This is a genomic window from Inquilinus ginsengisoli (assembly GCF_050434925.1).
Classification (GTDB): Bacteria; Pseudomonadota; Alphaproteobacteria; order DSM-16000; family Inquilinaceae; genus Inquilinus; species Inquilinus ginsengisoli_B.
Genome location: NZ_JBNDJK010000001.1, coordinates 3,868,644 through 3,889,214, shown reverse-complemented (window position 1 = coordinate 3,889,214; position 20,571 = coordinate 3,868,644). Strand labels below are relative to the sequence as shown.

Here is a 20,571-nt window from a genome sequence, read left to right as displayed (position 1 = left end):
GCCACGCAGGACGGCGCTATCTAAGAATCGCTCTCAACAACACAGATAGGACGGACCGGGTCAGAAATCCAGGTCGCGGTAATGCGCCGGCGCCGGAATGCCGGGAACGTGGTCCTCCAGCAGCGGCCGGAAGCTGGGGCGGGACTTTATGCGCGAATACCATTGCCGCGCCTCGGGATGGGCATCCCACGGCACGTCGCCAAGATAGTCGACCACCGAGAGATGGGCGGCAGCGGCGATGTCGGCCAGGCTGAACTCGTCGCCGGCCAGCCAGCGCCGGGTCTCGGCGAGGTAGGAGATGTAGTCGAGATGGTAGTGCACATTCTGCCGGCCGGCGCGGATCGCGTCGGAGCTGGGCTGGCCGCTGCGCGTCACCCGCTTCATGAACTTCTCGCCCACCAGGTTCTCGGTCACCTCGCGGCCGAACTTCTGGTCGAACCAGACCAGCAGGCGCCGGGTCTCGGCCCGCGCCAAGGTGGTGTCGCCCAGCAGCGGCACCTCGGGATGCATCTCCTCCATGTATTCGACGATGACCCAGACATCGGTCAGCGTCGTGCCGTCCGGCTCGATCAGCAGCGGCACCTCGCCCGTCGGGTTGAGGGCGAGGAACTCCTCGCGGCGCTCCCAGACCCGCTCGACCTTGGTGTCGCAATGCAGGTCCTTCTCGGCCAGCAGCAGCCGGACGATGCGGGATTGGGCGGAGAGCCAGATGTGATAGAGGGTTCGCATGGCGCGCGAACTCTAGCCGATGCCGCCGTGCTTCGGTAAGGGTCGCGTTGCGCTGCGCCGGCACATGCCACCCCCGCGCCGCGGCCGGGAACCAACCGGCAGGCCTGCGCCTTTGGTCTGGCTGCGACGCCAGGTCACGCCGCGACCGGCATGCGGAAGGCGGCGGCGAGGCCGCGCAGGGCCCCGGCGAGCCGGGGGTCGGTCAGGCGCGAATGCAGCATCACCTCGATCGGGGCCAGGGCCGGCAGGCCGAGCCGCGGCCCGACATCGACGGTCGAGGGCGGCGCCGTCCGTCGGGCCAGGGGCGACACGCCGAGTCCCGCCATGGTCGCCGCCGCCACAGCGGCGCTGCCGCCGCCGACGAAGACCTCGGCCCAGGCGATACCGGCGGCGTCGAGCGCGCGCAGCGCCACCGTCCGCACGCCGCAGCGCGCCGACCGGGTGACCAGTGGGAGTGGGTCGCCCGGACGGGGGTGCCAGCCCGTGGCGGCGAACCAGCCGAACTCGTCGCGGAACAGCGCTTCGCCGTCGCGGCGGCCGGCGTCGCGACGGACGATCACGGCATCGAGGAGTCCGGCGTCATACTCGGCAAGCAGGTCCTGCGACAGGTCGAGCCGGACCTCCAGCGCCAGGCCGGGTCCCTGCCCCGCCACCCGGGCCAGCAGCCCCGGCAGCTCCGGCCCCGCGACATGGTCGCTGATGCCGAGCACCAGCCGCTGCGGCCGGGCCGAGACCGCGGCGACCGCATCGTCCTGCGCCTCCAGGAGCCGCCGCGCCCGCGGCAGGAAAGCCTCGCCCTGCGGCGTCAGCCGCACCAGCCGCGGCGTGCGCTCGAACAGCCGGGCGCAGAGCCGATCCTCCAGCCGCTTCAGCCGCAGGCTGACGCCGGACTGGGTGGCGCCGAGGGCGTCGGCGGCCCGGGTGAAGCTGCCGTGATCGGCCACCAGGACGAACGCCTGGACGGCGTCGAGGTCTAGGGAACGCATGGTATCATCATTTCAGATCATCATCATTGATAGCAGAATTGAGCTCATTCCGAAATGATCAAAGGGAAGTTATATCTGAGACACCGCGGCGTCCGCCGCCCGACCTTGGAGAGTCCCATGCCCCTCGTCCGGATCTCGCTGCGCAAGGGCAGGCCGGCCGGCCACATCCAGGCCATTCGCGACGCCGTCTATTTGTCCCTGCGCGAGACTTTCAACGTGCCGGAGAACGACCGCTTCCTGCTGGTGCACGAGCATGACGACACCGGCTTCGACTACGACCCGACCTATCCCGGCATCGCCCGCACCGGCGACGTGGTGTTCATCCAGGCCACGGTCAGCAACACCCGCACCGTCGAGCAGAAGCAGGCCCTGTACCGCCGCCTCGCCGACCGGCTGGCCGAGAACCCTGGGCTGCGCCGCGAGGATGTGTTCATCAACCTGATCGAGGTGGCGAAGGAGAACTGGTCCTTCGGCAACGGCATCGCGCAATACGTCTGAGCCTTGCCATAATCCCACTCCCCTCCCGGTCATATTATCGCCGGCAGGGGATGATGCGGGGGGATCATGGCGAGGAGGGGATCGACGCGCCGGCGCGTGCTGGCAACCGGTGCCGTGGCGCTGGGCGCGGCGACGCTGGGGGGCGTGGGCGGGGCTTGGCTACAGCGCCTGTCCGACGCGGCCAAGCTGCCGCCCCCGGCCCCGCCCCGGACCCTGCTGGACGATGCCAGCGGGCTGAACCCGACGCCGGTGCGCGGGGTGACGTTCGCCGAAGCAACACCGGACAAGGCGGCCAAGCAGTTGGCACCGCTGCTGCAGCGGATCGCGGCCGGCGAGGAACCCAGCCTGGCCGTGTCCGGCGCGCGCCACTCGATGGGCGGGCAGAGCCTGCTGCGCGACGGCTGGGTGCTGGACGCCCTGCCGCTGAACGGGCTGGCGATCGACGCAGAGGCCCGCACAATGCGGGTGGGCGGCGGGGCGCTGTGGCGCGACATCGTGCCGGCGCTGAACGCCGCCGGCTTCTCCCCAGCCGTGATGCAGTCGAACAACGACTTCAGCATCGGCGGTACGCTGAGCGTCAACGCCCATGGCTGGCACGCCAACAGCCCGCCGGCGGCAAGCACGGTGCGGCGGCTGCGGCTGCTGACCGCCGACGGCGCGGTGGTGGACTGCGGCCCCGACGACGAGGTGTTCGGCCTGGCGCTCGGCGGCTACGGCCTGTTCGGAGTGATCCTGGAGGCCGAGATCGCCATCCTGCCCAACGCGATGTATGTGCCGGACTTCGCCGCCATGCCGACCAAGGACTATGCCGCCGCCTTCGCCGAGCGGGTGGCGGCGGCGGGGTCGCCGGTCGAGATGGCCTATGGCCGGCTGTCGGTCGATCCGGGCAGCCTGTTCGAGGAGGCGATGCTGGGCTGGTACGTGCCGGTGCCGGAGACCCGCGGCGCCGTGCTGCCCCTGCCCCCCCCTGGACCATGGCGGGCTGCAGCGGCTGGTGTTCCGCAATGCCGCCGGCAGCGACACCGGCAAGGCGCTGCGCTGGTGGCTGGAGCGCGAGGCAGGGCCGTGGCTGGCGGAGCGGGCCAGCCGCAACAGCCTGCTGAACGAGCCGGCTTCGGTCTTCGCCAACCGCGAGGCCGGTTCCACCGACATCCTGCACGAGTACTTCGTGCCGCGGGCTCGGCTGTGGGACTTCGCCCAGGCGGCCCGCGCGGTGATCCGGCGCGACGAGGGCAACCTGCTGAACGTCACGGTGCGCGACGTCCGCCGCGACGACCGCAGCGCCCTGGCCTATGCCCGCGAGGACGTGTTCGGCCTGGTCATGCTGTTCGTCCAGGAGAGATCCGTGGCCGGCGAGGAGCGGATGCAGCGCATGACCCGCGGCCTGATCGACGCCGCGATCGACGTGGGCGGGACCTACTACCTGCCCTACCGGCTGCATGCGACCGCGGAGCAGCTGCGCCGCGCCTACCCCGCCTGGGACGAGGTGGTCGCGGCGCAGCGCCGGCACGACCCGCACGGCGTGTTCCGCAACGGGCTGTATCAGCGCTACGCCGCGGCCTGACCGCTTAGAGACCGTTTGTAAACGCTACTGGCGCGGCCGGCTGACGGCGGTTTCTGCGCTTCCGGTGCTCACGGACTTGAACGTCCGCTGCGCGCCGGGTCTCGAAACCACCGCCAGCCGACTCACGCCAGCGCATTTCCAAACGGTCTCTTACTCCGCCGGGATCCGCAGCGCCTCGTCCTCGCCGTGGATCGGGTGCTGCAGCCGCGACACCATCTCCTTGGGCACCACCTGCCAGAACTTCGACCGCTCGATCGGCCAGTCGTGCAGGATCGAGGCGGCCCAGGCGCTCTGGGTCTCGCGCACATGCTCGGCGATCAGGCCGCGCAGCTGGTCGTCATAGTGCCGGGTCTCGACCCGCTGCCACAGCACGCTCTCGGGATTGGCCCGGCGGGCGAAGCTGCCGTCGGCGTCGTAGACGAAGGCCATGCCCCCGGTCATGCCGGCGGCGAAGTTGTCGCCGACCGGGCCCAGGATCACGGCGGTGCCGCCGGTCATGTACTCGCAGCCGTTGGAGCCGCAGCCCTCGACCACCACCGTGGCGCCGGAGTTGCGCACCGCGAAGCGCTCGCCCGCCTGGCCGGCGGCGAACAGCCGGCCCGCGGTGGCGCCGTACAGCACCGTGTTGCCGATGATGGTGTTCTCGTTGGTCTTCAGCACCGAGGCCGCGAAGGGCCGGACCACGATGGTGCCGCCGGACAGGCCCTTGCCGACATAGTCATTGGCGTCGCCGAACACCTCGAGCTTCAGCCCCTGCACCGCCCAGGCGCCGAGCGACTGGCCGGCATTGCCGCGCAGCCGCACCGTCACATGGCCCGGCTGCAGCCCGGTCATGCCGAACTTGCGGGTGATCATCGACGACATCCGCGTGCCCACCGCGCGGTGGGTGTTGCGGATCGAGTAGGTCAGCTGGGTCTTCTCGCCGAGCTCGAACAGCGGCCGGGCGTCGGCGATCATCTGCGCGTCCAGCGTGTCCGGCACCGGGTTGCGGCCCTCGAGCGTGCAGTACATCGCATGCTCGCCCGGGTCGGCCTTGGCCAGCAGCGGGTTGAGGTCGAGGTCGTCGAGATGGGCGGCGCCGCGGCTGACCTGGCGCAGCAGCTCCGTCCGGCCGACGATCTCGTTGATCGAGCGGTAGCCGAGCTGGGCCAGGATCTCGCGCACCTCCTCGGCGATGAAGCTGAACAGGTTCACCACCTTCTCCGGCGTGCCGGAGAACTTGGCCCTGAGCTCCGGGTCCTGGGTGCAGACGCCGACCGGGCAGGTGTTGGAGTGGCACTGCCGCACCATGATGCAGCCCATGGCGATCAGGCTGGCGGTGCCGATGCCGAACTCCTCGGCGCCGAGGATGGCGGCAATCACCACGTCGCGACCGGTCTTGATGCCGCCATCGGTGCGCAGCCGGATGCGGTGGCGCAGCCGGTTCAGGGTCAGCACCTGGTGCACCTCGGACAGGCCCATCTCCCACGGCACGCCCGCGAACTTCAGCGAGGTCTGCGGCGAGGCGCCGGTGCCGCCGACATGGCCCGAGATCAGGATGATGTCGGCATTGGCCTTGGCCACGCCGGCGGCGATGGTGCCGATGCCGGTGCGGCTGACCAGCTTGACCGTGACCTTGGCGTCCGGGTTGATCTGCTTCAGGTCGTAGATCAGCTGGGCCAGATCCTCGATCGAGTAGATGTCGTGGTGCGGCGGCGGGCTGATCAGCATCACGCCCGGCGTGGCGTGGCGCAGCTTGGCGATCTCCACGGTCACCTTGAAGCCGGGCAGCTGGCCGCCCTCGCCGGGCTTGGCGCCCTGGGCGACCTTGATCTCCAGCTCACGCGCCTGGTTCAGGTATTCCGCGGTGACGCCGAAGCGGCCCGAGGCGACCTGCTTGATCGCGGAGTTCCAGTTGTCGCCGTTCTTGTCCGGCCGGAATCGGGCCGGGTCCTCGCCGCCCTCACCGCTGTCGGACCGGGCGCCGATCCGGTTCATGGCGACGTTCAGCGTGCCATGTGCCTCCGGACCCAGTGCGCCGAGCGACATGCCGGGGGTGATGAAGCGCTTGCGGATCTCGGTGATGCTCTCGACCTCGTCGATCGAGACCGACTCGCGCACCGGCACGAAGTCCAGCAGGTCGCGCAGCGCCACCGGCGCCTGGTGCCGGATCATGTCGGAGTATTTGCGGTACAGCGAGTAGCTGTCGGTCGCCACCGCCTGCTGCAGCATGTGGATCATCCGCCCTTCCCAGGCGTGACGCTCCTGCCCCTGGCGATAGCGGTAGAAGCCGCCGATCGGCAGGGTGACGACGTTGCTGTTCCACGCCGCCTCGTGCATCTCGATCGCCTTCATCTGAAGGCCGGCCATGCCGAGGCCGGAGATGCGGCTGGGCATGCCCGGGAAGTATTCGGCGACCAGCGAGCGCGACAGGCCGACCGCCTCGAAGTTGCAGCCGCCGCGATAGGACGAGATCACCGAGATGCCCATCTTGGACATGATCTTCAGCAGCCCGTCGTCGACCGCCTGGCGGTAGCGCTTCATGCAGGCGTCCAGCGACAGGTCGCCGAACAGGCCGCGGCGCTGCCGGTCGGCGATCGCCTCCTGCGCCAGATAGGCGTTCACCGTGGTGGCGCCGACGCCGATCAGCACCGCGAAATGGTGCACGTCGACGCATTCCATCGACCGCACGTTCAGCGAGGTGAAGGTGCGCAGCGACTGGCGGATCAGGTGGGTGTGGACCGCGCCGGTGGCCAGGATCATCTGGATCGCCACCCGGTCCGGCCCGACATGCTGGTCGGTCAGGACGATGTGGGTGGCGCCGCCGCGCACCGCATCCTCGGCCTCGCGGCAGACCCGGCGCAGCGCGTCGCGCAGCCCCTGCTCGCCGCCCTGGCGGTCGAAGGTGCAGTCGATCTCCGCCGCCGTCGCGCCCATATAGGCGCGCATCGCCTCATATTCGGCGTTGGTCAGCACCGGGCTGTCCAGCTGCAGCAGGTCGCATTGGCTGGCATCCTCGTCGAGGATGTTGCCCAGATTGCCCAGCCGGGTGCGCAGGCTCATCACCCGCCGCTCGCGCAGGCTGTCGATCGGCGGGTTAGTGACCTGGCTGAAATTCTGCCGGAAGAAATGGTGCAGCGGCCGGTTCAGGTCGGACAGGATGGCGATCGGCGTGTCGTCGCCCATCGACCCGACCGCCTCCTTCGCCTCCTCCACCATCGGGTGCAGGATCAGCTCCAGGTCTTCCATGGTGATGTTCATGGCGACCTGGCGGCGGCGCAGCTCCTCGCGCGGCAGCGCCGAGCCGGTGTCCTCGCCGCCGGCACGGATCAGCCCGTCGATCACCTTGATCCGCTTGGTCCAGTCCTGATACGGCTGCTTCGAGGCCAGGACCTGCTTGATCTCGCGATCGTGGTACAGGCGCCCTTCAGCCAAGTCGACCGCAAGCATCTGGCCGGGGCCGAGCCGACCCCGCTCGATGATGCGGCTGTCCTCGAGCCGGACCATGCCGGCCTCCGACCCCGCGATCAGCAGCCCGTCATTGGTGATGGTGTAGCGCATCGGCCGCAGGCCGTTGCGGTCCATGCCGCCCATCACCCAGCGGCCGTCATACATGGCCAGCGCGGCCGGGCCGTCCCAGGCCTCCATCACCGCGTTGCAGTAGCTGACGAAGGCGCGGTGAACGGGCGTGATGTCGGCGTCGGCCGGCGTCGCCTCCGGCACCAGCATGGCCTTGACCATCGGCGCGTCGCGGCCGGCGCGGACCATCACCTCGAACACCGCGTCGAGCGCGGCCGAATCCGAGCTGCCGCCCTGGATCACCGGCTTGATGTCCTCGATCGCGTCGCCGAACACCGGGCTGGCCATGCGCGTCTCATGCGCGCGCATCCAGTTGCTGTTGCCCTTCAGCGTGTTGATCTCGCCATTGTGCGCCAGCATGCGGAAGGGCTGGGCCAGGCGCCAGGTCGGGAAGGTGTTGGTCGAATAGCGCTGGTGGTAGATCGCGAAGTTGGAGACGAAGCGCTCGTCCAGCAGGTCCGGGTAGAAGGCGGTCAGCTGCGCCGCCAGGAACATGCCCTTGTAGATGATCGACCGGCAGGACAGCGAGCACAGGTAGAAATCGGCGATCCCCGCCGCCTGCGCCGCCTTCTCGATCCGCCGCCGGATGACGTAGAGGTCGCGCTCGAACTGCTCCTCCGGCACCCCCTTGGGGTTGGCGATCATGATCTGCTCGATCTCGGGCCGGGCGGCGTTCGCCTTCTCGCCGATGATCGCCACGTCGATCGGCACCTGGCGCCAGCCGTAGATGTAATAGCCGAAGCTGAGGATCTCGCCCTCGACCAGGCAGCGGCACTTCTCCTGCGCCTCCAGGTCGGTGCGCGGCAGGAAGGCCTGGCCGACCGCGATCAGGCCGGGCTGCGGCCGGTGGCCGACGCGCTCGACATGCTCGTGGAAGAACTGCTGCGGGATCTGGACATGGATGCCGGCACCGTCGCCGGTCTTGCCGTCGGCGTCGACCGCGCCGCGGTGCCACACCGCCTTCAGCGCGTCGATGCCGGCCTGCACCACCTCGCGCCGCGGCTTGCCGTCGAGCGTGGCGATGAAGCCGACGCCGCAGGCGTCGTGCTCCTCCGCCGGGTCATAGGCATGGGCCTCGATCAGCCGGGCGACATTGGCGTCGTATTCCTGGACAAAGCGCTCACCGGCGGACATCGGGCTCTTCTCGGACTGGCTCATGGCTGGCTCCCTCCGGCGCGCTTATTCCGCCGCGACCGCCGGAACGGCGGCGATCTTGGCGGCGAGATGGCTGTGGATCGCGGCGGCGGCGTCGCGGCCGTCGCGGATGGCCCAGACGACGAGGCTGGCGCCGCGGACGATGTCGCCGGCGGCGAAGATGCCGTCGACCGCGGTCATCATGGTCTTGTGGTCGACCCGGACGGTGCCCCACTTCGTCACCGGCAGGCCCGGCGCGTCGAACAGGGTCGGCAGATCCTCGGGGTCGAAGCCCAGCGCCTTGACCACCAGGTCGGCCTCGATGGTGTGGGCCGACCCCTCGATCACCACCGGGCTCTGGCGGCCGGTGGCGTCAGCGACGCCGAGATGGATCGAATGGGCGCGCACGCCGGTGACAATGCCGTCACCCAGGAAGGCCTCCGGCGCCGCCTGCCAGACGAACTCGACGCCCTCCTCCTCGGCGTTGTGCACCTCGCGCTGGCTGCCCGGCATGTTGGCGCGGTTGCGGCGGTACAGGCACTTCACCGAGACGGCGCCCTGGCGCACCGCGGTGCGGACGCAATCCATCGCCGTGTCGCCGCCGCCGATCACCACCACCCGCTTGCCGGCAGCGTTCAGCGTGCCGTCGGCGAATTCGCGCACGTCGTCGCCAAGGCCGGTGCGGTTGGAAGCGGTGAGGTAGTCGAGCGCGGCGACGATGCCCTTGAGGCCGGAGCCCGGGGCCTGGAAGTCGCGCGCCTTGTAGACGCCGGTGGCGATCAGCACCGCGTCGTGGCGCGACCGCAGCTCCTGCAGCGTGGCGTCGCGGCCGACCTCGAAGTTCAGGTGCAGGGTGATGCCGGCATCGGCCAGCCACTGCGCCCGGCGGGCGACGACCTCCTTCTCCAGCTTGAAGCTGGGGATGCCGTAGATCAGCAGCCCGCCGACCCGGTCGTAGCGGTCGTAGAGATGGACCTGGTAGCCGAGGCGGCGCAGCTGTTCGGCCGCGGCGATGCCGGCCGGGCCGGCGCCGACGATGCCGACGGATTGGCTGAGCTCGCGCAGCGGCGTGGGCGGCTTCACCCAGCCCTCGGCCCAGGCGGTGTCGGTGATGTACTTCTCGATCGAGCCGATGGTGACGGCGCCGTGGCCCGACTGCTCGATCACGCAGTTGCCCTCGCACAGCCGGTCCTGCGGGCAGATGCGGCCGCAGATCTCGGGCATCGAATTGGTGGACGAGGCGATCTCGTACGCCTCCTCCAGCCGGCCCTCGGCAGTCAGCTTCAGCCAGTCCGGGATGTTGTTGTGCAGCGGGCAATGCACCTGGCAGAAGGGCACGCCGCATTGCGAGCAGCGCGACGACTGCTCCTCGGCCTTCTGCCGGACATAGGGGCCGTAGACCTCGAGCCAGTCGTGGCGGCGAGTCTCGGCAGTGCGCTTCGACGGCATCTCGCCGGCGGTCTTCACGAACTGCAGCATCTTCGTCGTCGCCATGGGCGGCCCCTCGTCACGCGGAGTCGAACAGCCCCGCAGCGGCGAGGCCACGCGACATTTACGGATTTCAGCGACCCATGGCGAGCAGTTTTTCGCGATTAGGTCACATTGGTTGACTAATTTCTCGTTATTAAGAGCGGTTCGCAGATGGAGAGGCGTTTCGGCATGATTATTTCAAGGAAATTAGGACCGTTCCGGGATTATTGGAGAATCATGTTGCTAAATTGCCTTCTCAAAGGTCGCTTGTTCTGAAGGAATGGAAGAAGAGGTGCCCCCTCTGTGTTGCCTTCCCGCCTGGGGGAGAGGTCGGACGTCCACAGGACGGCCGGGTGAGGGTTTGGTCCCGCCCTCGACAAAATCCCCTCACCCGGAGGCGCAAGCGCCTCCGACCTCTTCCGTAAACGGGAGAGGCAAAAACAATCGGTTCTTCCCATTGCTTCCTCCCAACCCACACCGTCATGGCGAGGAGCGAAGCGACGTGGCCATCCAGAGGGCGGTGCCGCTGGGATGGCCACGTCGGTCGGCCGGATCTCGTCGGAGTCGGATTGCGCCATGTCCATGGAACACAGCATGAACAGAAGCGCCCGGTAATACTACTTCAATTGAATTTTCCAGCCTTGACCTCAAGCTGGCTTGAAGCTTTAGCAGGATGGCTCCTTCATCCGGAGCCGACCATGACCAAGCCCTATGTCTCGATCAGCGTGATCACGCCGAAGCCCGGCCGGTTCGAGGAGTTCATGGAGTTGCAGCTGGCCCAGCACCATCGGGTGCGCGGCCAGGTCCAGGGACTGCGCGGCGGCCGGCTGTTCCGGTCGCTCGACGGCCGCAGCGTGGTGCTGGTGACCGCCTTCGAGACCATCGAGGATGCCCAGCGCTTCCGCCAGGACCCGCGCCTCACCGAGCATGTCGCGCGGGTGCAGCCGCTGCTCGAAAGCGCCGCGCCTGGCGGCTATGAAACGGCCTATGAGGTGGGCACGGTCTGACCCTGCCGGCCGGGGCTTACGAAGAGGTCATTGGACACCGGCCCGACCCGGGCCTAACGGCACGGGCCGGTTCCATTGCCCGCCGCCCTCGATGTCGATCGCGATCAGAGTTCCACTCCGCCGTTCCGACGGCGAAATCCGCGACATCCTGCTGCTGCTCGCCGCGCATGTCGTGCTGTGGACTGCCTTCTGCCTGCTCTATCTGGCGCCGTCGGACCTGCAGAACGACATGACGGAGGCGTTCTCCTGGGCGCAGGAGATGCCGCTCGGCACCTACAAGCACCCGCCCTTCTACGCCTGGGTGGTGCATGGCTGGTTCAGCCTGTTCCCGACCGTCGACTGGGCCTTCTACCTGCTGTCCACGGTCAATGCCGCGATCGGCCTGGCCGCGGTCTGGGCCATTGCCGGCCGGTACCTGTCCGGCCCGGCGCGGCTGGCGGCGGTGCTGCTGCTGGAGGCCCTGCCCTTCGTCACGGTCCAGTCGCTGAACTTCAACGCCAATTCGGTGCTGCTGTCGCTGTGGCCGCTGGTGATGCTGCTGTTCCTGCGCGTCTTCGACCGGCGCGACCTGGTCAGCGCCCTCCTGCTGGGCTTGGCGGCGGCCGCGGCGATGCTGTCGAAATACTACAGCGGCATCATCCTGGCCTGCTGCCTGGCCGCGGCGCTGGCCCATCCCGACCGCCGCCGCTTCTTCGCCAGCCCTGCCCCGTATGCTGCCATTGTCGTCTTCCTCGCGGCGATGGCGCCGCATGTGCTGTGGCACCTGCACGCCGCCATCGGACCGCTGCAATACATGGCCAGCAAGAGCCATCCCGACCCGCTCCGGATCCTCGGCAAGGCCGGGATCTTCGTCGCCGGCTGCGTCGCCCTGCATGCGCTGCTCGGCGCCGCCGTGGCCTGGCTGTGGCGCCACGGCCGGACGATGCCGCCGGAGGACCGGCCTGCCGTTCCATCGACGGGCGACCGCCGGACGCTGGCGACCTTCGCCGTCGGCCCCTTCCTGCTCACGGTCACGATCGCCCTGGCCTTCAAGGTGAAGATCGTCACCCAGTTCGCCATCCCGATCTTCAGCCTGTCGCCGCTGGCCGCGATCGTCTGGCTGCAGCTGGCGGTCGACCGGGCGGCGCTGCGCCGGCTGGCGCTGGTGGCCGCCATCGGCGGGCTGCTGATGCTGTCGGCGGCGCCGTTCGCCGGCGCCTGGACCCTGCGGCACGACATCGAGCACGCGGCCGAGCCGCGGCGGCTGGTGGCCCAACGGGTGACGGCGCTGTGGCACCAGCAGGTCGGCACGCCGCTCACCATCGTCGCCGGCAGCGAGAGCTATGCCCTGGGCGCGACCTTCTACAGCCCGGACCACCCGACCGACTTCACCGCCTTCGCCCCGGCCTATGCCCCCTGGATCGACGCCGACCGGCTGCGCCGCGGCGGCCTGGCCGTGATCTGCCTGAAGGACGACGACTGGTGTCTGGGCGAGGCGGCGAAGTACCAGGGGCTCGACACCTGGCGCACCGAGGTCAGCGTCGCCAAGCGGCTGCGCGGCGTGACCGGGCGAGCCTTCGATTTCGTCGTGGTCTTCGTGAAGCCGGGCCAGACGCTGCCGACAGAGCCGATCCGGCTGCGTCCGTTCTGATCGCCCCCGGGGTGCGCCCCACCGAGACTCGGTCTAGGGTGGCGGCACAATCCAAGGGAGCGAACGCATGCGCAAGAACCAGGCCGCCCCGCGCGGGCGGGTCGACAGCTTCACCATCGACAGCCGGGTGCTGCGGGGCAACCTGCTGGGCGATCCGCATGAGCGCCGGGTCGACCTCTACATCCCGCACGGGCATGACGGGCGCGGCCTGCCGCTGCTGGTCGACCTGGTCGGCTTCACCGCCGGCGGGCCGGCCCACACCAACTGGAAGAACTCCGGCGAGAACGTGCCGGAGCGGGCCGACCGGCTGATCGCCGAGGGCAAGCTGCCGCCGGTGGTGATCGCCTTCCCGGACTGCTTCACCCGGCTCGGCGGCAACCAGTACATCAACTCCGCCGCCATGGGCCGGTGGGAGGATTTCCTGATCGACGAGATGCTGCCGGCGGTGGAGGCGCGGCTCGGCTGCGGCGGACCCGGCCGGCGCGGCGTGTTCGGCAAGAGCTCCGGCGGCTACGGCTCGATCATCCACGCCATGCGCCGCGCCGACACCTGGAGCGCGGCCGCGTGCCATTCCGGCGACATGGCGTTCGAGCTGGCCTATCTGCTGGAGATGCCGAACGTGCTGCGGGCGCTGGCCAGGCACGAGGGCTCGATCGAGCGCTTCATCACCTCGCTGGAGGAGGCGAAGAAGATCCCGGACGCCGACCTGCACATCCTGATGTGGCTGGCGATGGCCGCGACCTACGACCCGGACCCGTCGCAGTTCCTCGGCATCCGGCTGCCGGTCAACCCCGACACCTGCGAGCTGATCGAGGAGCGCTGGGCCAACTGGCTGGAATGGGACCCGGCGCTGCTCGCCGACCGGCACGCCGATGCGCTGAAGTCGTTGAAGGCGCTATACATCGATTGCGGCGACATCGACCAGTTCAACCTGGTCTACGGCGCCCGCCGGCTGCACCGGTCTCTCGAGCGGCTGGGCGTGCCGCATCGCTACGAGGAGTTCCCGGACAACCACTCCTCGGTCGACTACCGGATGGACGAGAGCCTGCCCTTCCTGGCCCGGGCGCTGACGGAAGGATAGCGGCGTAGGCTGGGTTCGCGCCGCGAACCCAGCAGATCGGGCGGTGATGCTGGGTTCGCCGTGGGCGAACCCAGCCCACGGGGCGGCTCAGGCGGCTTGGCTGTTGCCGAAGCGGCCGCCGGGGCGGTAGCGGTCGAGATAGCTCGGCAGGATCAGCTCGGCCGGAGTCGGCTGGATGCCGAGATCGGCCAGCGTTTTCGCGCCCGGGGCGACGACGTTGTCGATCTTCAGCTGCAGCACCTGGTCCGGGGTCAGCGGCGGCTTCGGCAGCAGGCTGAACAGCTTCGCCTCGAATGCCGCCATGCCCCAGGACAGCGAGACCAGGCGCTTCTTGCGGCCGGTCTGCTTCAGGGTCAGCTCCATCAGCTCGCGGAAGCTGTAGACCCGCGGGCCGCCGAGCTCATAGGTCTGGCCGGCGGCGCCGTCCTGCTCCAGGCAGGCGACCACGGCGGCGGCGACGTCCTGGACATAGACCGGCTGGAACTTCGTGGTGCCGCCGCCGAACAGCGGCAGGAACGGCGCCGTGCGGGCCAGGTTCGCGAACAGGTTGAAGAAGCCGTCCTCCGGCCCGAACACCACGCTCGGCCGCAGGATCGACGCGCCCGGGAAGGCCGCGCGCACCGCCGCCTCGCCCGCCGCCTTGGTGCGGGCGTAGGAGGACGGGCTGTCGGCCGAGGCGCCGATCGCCGAGATCTGCACGAAGCGGCTGGCACCGGCGGCCGCCGCGGCGCGGGCAACACGGCCGGCGGCCTCGCCATGAATGGAATCGAAGCGCTGCTTGCCGCGTTCGAAAAGGATGCCGACCAGGTTGACCACGGCGTCGGCCCCGGCCACCGCGGCCGCCACCGAGCCGTCGTCGCGGATGTCGGCGAAGACCGGCACGACCTGGCCGACCGCCCCCGCCGTCTTCAGCGGCAGGGCACGGTCGGGGTGGCGCGAGGCGACGATGATGCGCCAGCCGCGCTGGGCCAGCATCTGCGCCACGTAGCGGCCGACGAATCCGGTGCCGCCGAAAAGGGTGACCGTCTTTTGGCCGATGAAGTCCGTCATGGTCCCGCCTGCAAGCCCGGCCGCCACGGCTGCGGCCCGGCCCCCTTATATCCGAGCCGCCAACGGTTTCAAACGACCGGTGCGGAAAAACGCCTGATGGCCGGATCAGGCGCTTGACAAGCCATGAGCCGGGCACGATATTCCGCGCCGTTCGCCGGGATGCCCAACCGCCCGGGACCGAACTCAGTGGGGCTGTAGCTCAGTTGGGAGAGCGTCTCGTTCGCAATGAGAAGGTCAGCGGTTCGATTCCGCTCAGCTCCACCATCTCTCTCCCCTGCCGGCTTGTCTTGAGAGGCCGATCCGATAACGGATCGTCATTGAAGCGCTCCGTCTGATACGGCCCTCGGACAAAGAACAATCCCTCTTTCATTGTCATGCCCGGGCTTGACCCGGGCATCCAGGGAATGTCGATGCCGCTCTGAGTGACCCCTGGATTGCCGGGTCAAGCCCGGCAATGACAGACGTGGGATAGCCCTGCCCCCTGGCCCGGGGCGCCTTGCCCTCAGCCCAGGGCTACGAATCCAAGTTACCGGTCTGGCATGGAGAGTAGCGAGCTGAGGTATTTTGGGGACCAGGCGGCGATTTTGCGGCGGAGTTTGAGAGATTTTTTATCGTGGGCGTTGCGTAGGAGGTTGAGAGCGAAGTGTCGGACGACGGCCATGTTCTGGGCACCGTGTCCCTTGCGGAGCCTGGACTGGTCTTCGCGGAAGGTGACGTCGAGGACCCAGTGCAGGCGGTTCTCGATGGCCCAGTGTCCGCGCACGGCCTCGGCGGCCTGGGTGGCGGAGAGGCTGGCGGAGGAGATGAAGTATCGGGTGTCCTGGCGGCAGCGGTCGGCCAGTTCGACCTTGGCGTGGACGCGGAGGATGCAGGCGACGCCGGGCAGGCGGAGCTCGCCGGGGAAGCGGCGTTCGCCGGAGAGCCAGTCGACCTCGCGGAGCACATCGACGCGGCGGTGCTCGATGCGGCCATGGGCTTTGTCGAGATCGATGTCGGTATCGAGGCTGTGAGGTTCGGCAGCGGCGAAGCCGGCTTCGATCTCGGCCCTGAGGGTCGGCTGGTTGGCTTTGACCGCCAGCAGATAGTCGGCGCCGACCTTTCGGATGGCCGTGGCGATGTCGGCATTGGTGGCGATGGCGTCGATCGAGACCAGGGCGCCTTTCAGCCCGTCCTCGGCGCCGAGCCGTTCGAGCAGGACGGGGATCGCGGCCAGCTCATTGGCCTTGTCGGGCACGGCCTCCTGGCCGAGCACCAGCCGGCGGGTGGTGGCGAAGGCCGAGACCAGATGCAGCGGCCCGGCGCCCGCCGCCCGGTCATGGCTGCGGCGCGAGGTCTTGCCGTCGATGGCGACCAACTCCGGCCGTTCCGGCCAGGTCTCGCGCACCCAGTCGCTGAAAGCGGCCGAGAACAGCGCCGGGTTGATCCGGTTCATCAGGATCGTCAGCCAGCGCTCGCCCGGCACCCCGTGCTCATACGGCAGATAGCGCCGCAGAAACGGCAGATGAGCCTCGCCCCACGACGCGATCCCCTCATAGTCGTCGCAGTCCGCCAGCGTCCCGCACACCACCAGCAGCAGGATCTCCGGCAACGGATGCAGAATCCGACGCACGTCCCGCGGATCCTCGATCGTCGAAAAATGCTCCAACAACGCCCGCAGCCGCGACTTCGGCCACGCACTCCCCTGCTCTTCGCTCATCTCGGCGGCTCCGAATCATCCGCCTCCAGCGATTCACCCTTTCTCCCCCCTGTCACCTGTAACTTGAGTTCGCTGCCCTGGCCCTCAGCCTTGTCGAATTGTAGCTCACAGGCTACAAATTCCGGAATGACCGCGACCTGCCCCTATGATTCTGCCCGCTATCCCGACACCCCGGATGCCCAGGCGGAATATCTGACGGCCGCCTTCGAGACCGGGGATCCGGGCTTCATCGCCGAGGCGATCGGGACTGTCGCCCGGGCTCGGGGCATGACCCAGATCGCCAAGGATGCCGGCCTCTCTCGCGAAAGCCTCTATCGCGCGCTCAGCAGCGGCGGAAATCCCGAGCTCGGCACCGTCATGCGGGTGCTGCAGGCGATGGGCTTGCGCTTGTCGGCAACACCGGCGGACAAGACCGAGGCTGCCTGATCGTCACGACAACGGCCGGACACCCGTCAGGGCGCCCGGCCGTCGACGCGTCTAGGGTCGGCCGCGCCTGACCAGACCGGCGACGAGCATGACCACGAAGATCACGATCGCGACCCAGAACAGGAGCTTGGCGCCGGCCATCGCCGTGCCGGCGACGCCGCCGAAGCCGAACAGGGCCGCGACCAGCGCGACGACCAGGAAGACCACGGCCCAGTGGAGCAGACTGCCGAACATGTCGGGCACCTCGTTCTTGTGAGCCGACCGGCCGGCGGCGCCGGCGCGGACGTTCACTCGGAGAACAGGACTTGTCGGCCGACAGTTCCCGCTTCGCTGCGCCGCCCCTCGCTGTGGGGCGGCGTCAGCTGGTGGTGATGTATTCGCGCAGGCTCTCGGCTTCGCTCTCGATCTCGTCGAGCCGCGCCTTCACCACGTCGCCGATGCTGATCATGCCGCAGATCAGCCCCTGGCCGTCCACCACAGGCAGGTGGCGGAAGCGGCGCTGGGTCATCATCCCCATCAGCTCGGCCACCGTGTCGTCAAGGCCGCAGGTGATGACCGTGCGCACCATGATGGCGGAGACCGGTTCGTCCAGCAGGGCCGGCCCCTTGTCGGCCAGACGGTGGACGACGTCGCGCTCGGACAGGATGCCGTCGATGTGGCGGCCATCGCCGCTGACCAGGACGGCGCCGATGCGCTTGTCGCGCAGCAGCGCCACCACCTCGGCCAGCCGGAGATCCGGCGCGACATGGATGACGGTGTTCCCCTTCACATTCAGAATACGGGCAACGTTCATGGCGATTCCCCGATTGTTCTGGTTTTGGGGAGAAGCATAACACGCCTGCGCCGGACCGCGACTCGGCAGTTTTCCGGCTTGTCCTAAAGTCCCGGCCGGTCCTTCGCCATCGCCAGCAGCGGGCCGCCGTCATCGACCAGCGGATGGAACCCCGCCCCTGTCAGGCAGCGGACGGCGCGGTGGTTCGAGCGGGCCGGCCGGGCCAGGATGCGCGAGGCCCGCCCACCCTTCAGCAGCCGGTCGGTATAGGCACCGAGGAAGGCGGTGCCGAGCCCCTTGCCGACATAGCTCGGCTCGCCGATGAACAGGTCGATGCCGAAGCTGCCGGGCTCGGCATCGCCGCCGGGCGCCGCCGAGGCAGCGTCATAGGCCTGGAGATAGCCGATCTGCCGGCCCTGCCAGGCGACCAGCATCGGCTCGGCCCAGTCCGACGCCATCAGCCGGCGGATCTCGCGGATCCCGGCATCCGGATCGCCCCACCAGGCGCGGACATGCGGCGCGGCGAGCCACAGGCGCAGGCGCGGCAGGTCGGCGGGGCGGAGCGGCGTGAAGGTGAACATCCGCTGCAGCTTAGCAGAGCCGAGGAGCGTGTTTAGCTGTTCAACTGCGCCGGCGCAGATGCGGGGTCAGCTTCCACTCAACCGCCCGGATGCCCTGCGCCACCACGAAGTTCATGGCCAGGTAGAGGATGCCGGCGGCGGTGAAGACCTCGAACGGCGCGAAGGTGCGCGAGTTGATCTGCTTGGCGATGCCGGTGATCTCCATGATGGTGATGATCGAGGCCAGCGAGCTGGCCTTCACCATCAGGATGATCTCGTTGCCATAGGCCGGCAGCGCCTGGCGGATGGCGATCGGCACGGTGATCCGCCGGAACACCAGCGACCGCGACATGCCGCAGGCGCGCGCCGCCTCGATCTGGCCGAAGGGCACTGCCTGCAGGCCGCCGCGGATGATCTCGCTGGTGTAGGCCGCGGTGTTCATGGCGAAGGCGATGACAGCGCAGGGGAAGGCCTCGCGCAGCGGCCAGTTCCAGACGCCCAGCGCCTCCCACAGCGGGCGGAACTGGCCGAGGCCGAAATAGATCAGGAAGATCTGCACCAGCAGCGGCGTGCCGCGGAACACGAAGACATAGCCGCGGGAGATACGCGACACGACACCGTTGCCGGACGCCCGCATCACCGCCAGCACCATCGCCATGACGACGCCGAGGGCGAGCGCCGGCACGATCAGCTGGATGGTCACCAGGGCGCCGCCGAGCAGCTTGCCGAAAGTGTCGAGGATCAGGTCGAGATCCATGGTCAGCCCGCCCGCCGCACGCCGCGGTCGTAATGCGCCTCGGCCCTGCGGAACATTTTGGTCGAGAAGGTGGTGATGACCAGGAACAGCACCGCCGCGGTGATGAAGAACGGAAACGGCTCGCGCGTCGACCGCGCCGCCACCTGGCTGATGCGCATCAGCTCGGTGACCCCGACGACGGAGACCAGCGCCGTGTCCTTCAGGATCAGCTGCCAGATGTTGCCGAGGCCCGGCAGCGCCAGGCGGATGGTCTGCGGCAGGATGATGCGGCGGAACACCATGAAGCCGTGCATGCCGAAGGCGCGCCCGGCCTCGATCTGGCCGTGCGGGATGACCTGGATGGCGCCGCGCAGCACCTCGGTCGAATAGGAGCCGGAAATCAGCCCGACGGCGAGCACGCCGATCACGAACTCGTTCAGCCGGAACGGCTCGGTGATGCCTATCAGGCCGAGGATGGCGTTGATCGCCGCCTCGTTGCCGAAGAACAGGAGATAGATGATCAGGAGCTCCGGCACGCCGCGGATGACGGTGGTGTAGACCTCCATCAGCCAGCGCAGCGGGAACCAGCCCCAGACCTTGAGGCAGGCGGCGATCAGCCCGATGACGATGCCGAAGATGTAGCTGGCGGTGGAGAGCAGCACGGTCATCACCGCGGCCTGGACGAACTCGTCGCCCCAGCCCTGGTCGCCCCAGGAGAAGAGCTGCGCCCAGTGGAGCAGCGAATCGGTCAGTCCTTGCATGCTTGCCGCGCTGCTTGAATCGGGAGGGGCGGCCGGTCAGGCCGCCCGCTTCCTTCCTAGTTGCTGGGAGCCAGCGGATCGTAGCCGAACCATTGCACCGACAGCTTGCCCAGCGAGCCGTCGGCCTTCATGGAGTCGATCGCCTTGTCGAGCTTGGCCTTGAGCTCCTTGTCCTCCTGCCGCAGCCCGATGCCGACGCCCTGGCCGAACAGCGGGTTGTCCTTGCCGGTCAGGCCCGGCCCGAAATGGGCGAAGCCCTTGCCGGCGTCGCTCTTCAGGAAGGAATCCCAGGAGATGCTGTCGCCCAGCCCGCCGTCGATGCGGCCGTTGACCAGGTCGAAATTGAGCTCGTCGACCGTGTCGTAGAGCTTGATCTCGGACTCCTTGAACTCGGCCTCGAGGAAGTTCTGATGGGTGGTCGAGCGCTGCACGCCGATGGTCTTGCCCTTCAGGGCCGCCTTCACGTCGGCCAGGGATTTGGCATCTTTCAGCAGCCCGTCCTTGGCGCCGACGAACCAGGCCGGCGTGTCGGTGTAGGGCACCGAGAAGGCGATCTGCTTCAGCCGCTCCTCGGTGATCGACATGCCGTCCATGAGGGCGCCACAGCGCTTGTTCAGCAGCGCCGGAATGAACCCGTCCCAATCCTGCTGCACGACCTCGCAGGTCAGGCCGGCCTGCTTGCACAGATCATCGGCGACATCGACCTCGAAGCCGACGATCTTGCCGGTGGAATCGGTGTTGTTGAAGGGCGGGTAGGCGCCTTCCATGCAGATGCGCACGGTGTCGGCAGCTGCCGTGCCGGCGGCCAACGACAGCGCCGCCGCCCCGACCAGGGACACCCAGATCTTGGTCATGATCTTTTCCGTTCTGGGACCCGAGGGTCCCGGTTGGGGCCGGGCGCCGGCACCGCATC

18 protein-coding genes, 1 tRNA gene and 1 pseudogene are annotated in these 20,571 nt (G+C 68.7%); 8 read left to right on the top strand and 12 right to left on the bottom strand.

What is annotated here, in order from left to right:
* Positions 1-60 precede the first annotated feature (60 nt).
* Both QFZ27_RS18460 and QFZ27_RS18455 read right to left on the bottom strand, forming a co-directional pair.
* The gene (locus QFZ27_RS18460) at positions 61-729 is read right to left on the bottom strand and encodes a glutathione S-transferase family protein (RefSeq protein ID WP_342236446.1); all 669 of its coding nucleotides are present in this window, start codon (positions 727-729) and stop codon (positions 61-63) included.
* 134 nt (positions 730-863) lie between these two features.
* The gene (locus QFZ27_RS18455) at positions 864-1,715 is read right to left on the bottom strand and encodes a LysR family transcriptional regulator (protein ID WP_429227837.1); all 852 of its coding nucleotides are present in this window, start codon (positions 1,713-1,715) and stop codon (positions 864-866) included.
* Positions 1,716-1,832: 117 nt separating this feature from the next.
* On the opposite strand from QFZ27_RS18455, the gene QFZ27_RS18450 reads away from it, so the two are divergent.
* The 3 genes and pseudogenes from QFZ27_RS18450 (at position 1,833) to QFZ27_RS18440 (ending at position 3,777) form a co-directional block, all read left to right on the top strand.
* Positions 1,833-2,213 (top strand): tautomerase family protein, encoded by a 381-nt coding sequence (locus tag QFZ27_RS18450; RefSeq protein WP_429227836.1) that lies wholly within the window; start codon positions 1,833-1,835, stop codon positions 2,211-2,213.
* A 66-nt stretch (positions 2,214-2,279) separates the two neighbouring features.
* Positions 2,280-2,876 (top strand): annotated as a pseudogene (locus QFZ27_RS18445) (FAD-binding oxidoreductase); the annotation flags it as partial.
* 331 nt (positions 2,877-3,207) lie between these two features.
* A complete protein-coding gene (locus tag QFZ27_RS18440; protein ID WP_429232543.1) occupies positions 3,208-3,777 on the top strand; it encodes a hypothetical protein in 570 nt (189 codons plus the stop codon).
* A 150-nt stretch (positions 3,778-3,927) separates the two neighbouring features.
* On the opposite strand, the gene gltB is transcribed toward QFZ27_RS18440, so the two are convergent.
* Entirely contained in the window at positions 3,928-8,493 is a 4,566-nt protein-coding gene (gene gltB, locus QFZ27_RS18435) for a glutamate synthase large subunit (RefSeq protein WP_429227835.1), read from the bottom strand.
* A gap of 21 nt (positions 8,494-8,514) precedes the next feature.
* Positions 8,515-9,963 (bottom strand): NAD(P)-dependent oxidoreductase, encoded by a 1,449-nt coding sequence (locus QFZ27_RS18430; RefSeq protein WP_429227834.1) that lies wholly within the window; start codon positions 9,961-9,963, stop codon positions 8,515-8,517.
* 674 nt (positions 9,964-10,637) lie between these two features.
* Between QFZ27_RS18430 and QFZ27_RS18425 the strand changes: the two genes are divergently transcribed.
* The 3 genes from QFZ27_RS18425 (at position 10,638) to QFZ27_RS18415 (ending at position 13,657) form a co-directional block, all read left to right on the top strand.
* Entirely contained in the window at positions 10,638-10,946 is a 309-nt protein-coding gene (locus QFZ27_RS18425; protein WP_429227833.1) for an antibiotic biosynthesis monooxygenase family protein, read from the top strand.
* Between the two features lie 91 nt (positions 10,947-11,037).
* A complete protein-coding gene (locus QFZ27_RS18420; RefSeq protein WP_429227832.1) occupies positions 11,038-12,576 on the top strand; it encodes a glycosyltransferase family 39 protein in 1,539 nt (512 codons plus the stop codon).
* 67 nt (positions 12,577-12,643) lie between these two features.
* A complete protein-coding gene (locus QFZ27_RS18415) occupies positions 12,644-13,657 on the top strand; it encodes an alpha/beta hydrolase (RefSeq protein ID WP_429227831.1) in 1,014 nt (337 codons plus the stop codon).
* A gap of 87 nt (positions 13,658-13,744) precedes the next feature.
* Here QFZ27_RS18415 and QFZ27_RS18410 read toward each other — a convergent pair whose 3' ends face one another.
* Complete coding sequence (locus tag QFZ27_RS18410) at positions 13,745-14,707, bottom strand: complex I NDUFA9 subunit family protein (RefSeq protein ID WP_429227830.1); 963 nt, start codon at positions 14,705-14,707, stop codon at positions 13,745-13,747.
* A gap of 188 nt (positions 14,708-14,895) precedes the next feature.
* Here QFZ27_RS18410 and QFZ27_RS18405 point away from each other — a divergent pair.
* Positions 14,896-14,971, top strand: a tRNA-Ala gene (locus QFZ27_RS18405).
* A gap of 262 nt (positions 14,972-15,233) precedes the next feature.
* Here QFZ27_RS18405 and QFZ27_RS18400 read toward each other — a convergent pair.
* Positions 15,234-16,403: an ISAs1 family transposase gene (locus QFZ27_RS18400; protein WP_429227829.1), complete on the bottom strand. Its 1,170-nt coding sequence runs from the start codon at positions 16,401-16,403 to the stop codon at positions 15,234-15,236.
* Between the two features lie 126 nt (positions 16,404-16,529).
* On the opposite strand from QFZ27_RS18400, the gene QFZ27_RS18395 reads away from it, so the two are divergent.
* On the top strand, positions 16,530-16,829 hold the full coding sequence (locus tag QFZ27_RS18395; RefSeq protein ID WP_429227828.1) for an addiction module antidote protein: 300 nt from the start codon (positions 16,530-16,532) through the stop codon (positions 16,827-16,829).
* 51 nt (positions 16,830-16,880) lie between these two features.
* On the opposite strand, the gene QFZ27_RS18390 is transcribed toward QFZ27_RS18395, so the two are convergent.
* The 6 genes from QFZ27_RS18390 to QFZ27_RS18365 all read right to left on the bottom strand — a co-directional run bounded on the left by QFZ27_RS18390 (position 16,881) and on the right by QFZ27_RS18365 (position 20,512).
* Positions 16,881-17,051 (bottom strand): DUF1328 domain-containing protein, encoded by a 171-nt coding sequence (locus tag QFZ27_RS18390; protein ID WP_429232472.1) that lies wholly within the window; start codon positions 17,049-17,051, stop codon positions 16,881-16,883.
* Between the two features lie 136 nt (positions 17,052-17,187).
* Positions 17,188-17,622 carry a CBS domain-containing protein gene (locus QFZ27_RS18385; protein WP_429227827.1) on the bottom strand — a complete coding sequence of 145 codons (435 nt, stop codon included), beginning with the start codon at positions 17,620-17,622 and terminating at the stop codon, positions 17,188-17,190.
* A gap of 83 nt (positions 17,623-17,705) precedes the next feature.
* The gene (locus QFZ27_RS18380) at positions 17,706-18,182 is read right to left on the bottom strand and encodes a GNAT family N-acetyltransferase (protein ID WP_429227826.1); all 477 of its coding nucleotides are present in this window, start codon (positions 18,180-18,182) and stop codon (positions 17,706-17,708) included.
* A 40-nt stretch (positions 18,183-18,222) separates the two neighbouring features.
* Positions 18,223-18,918, bottom strand: a complete 696-nt coding sequence (locus QFZ27_RS18375; RefSeq protein ID WP_429227825.1) for an ABC transporter permease — start codon at positions 18,916-18,918, stop codon at positions 18,223-18,225.
* A 2-nt stretch (positions 18,919-18,920) separates the two neighbouring features.
* Positions 18,921-19,658: an ABC transporter permease gene (locus QFZ27_RS18370; RefSeq protein WP_429227824.1), complete on the bottom strand. Its 738-nt coding sequence runs from the start codon at positions 19,656-19,658 to the stop codon at positions 18,921-18,923.
* Between the two features lie 56 nt (positions 19,659-19,714).
* Positions 19,715-20,512: a transporter substrate-binding domain-containing protein gene (locus QFZ27_RS18365; protein ID WP_429227823.1), complete on the bottom strand. Its 798-nt coding sequence runs from the start codon at positions 20,510-20,512 to the stop codon at positions 19,715-19,717.
* Between the last annotated feature and the right edge of the window lie 59 nt (positions 20,513-20,571).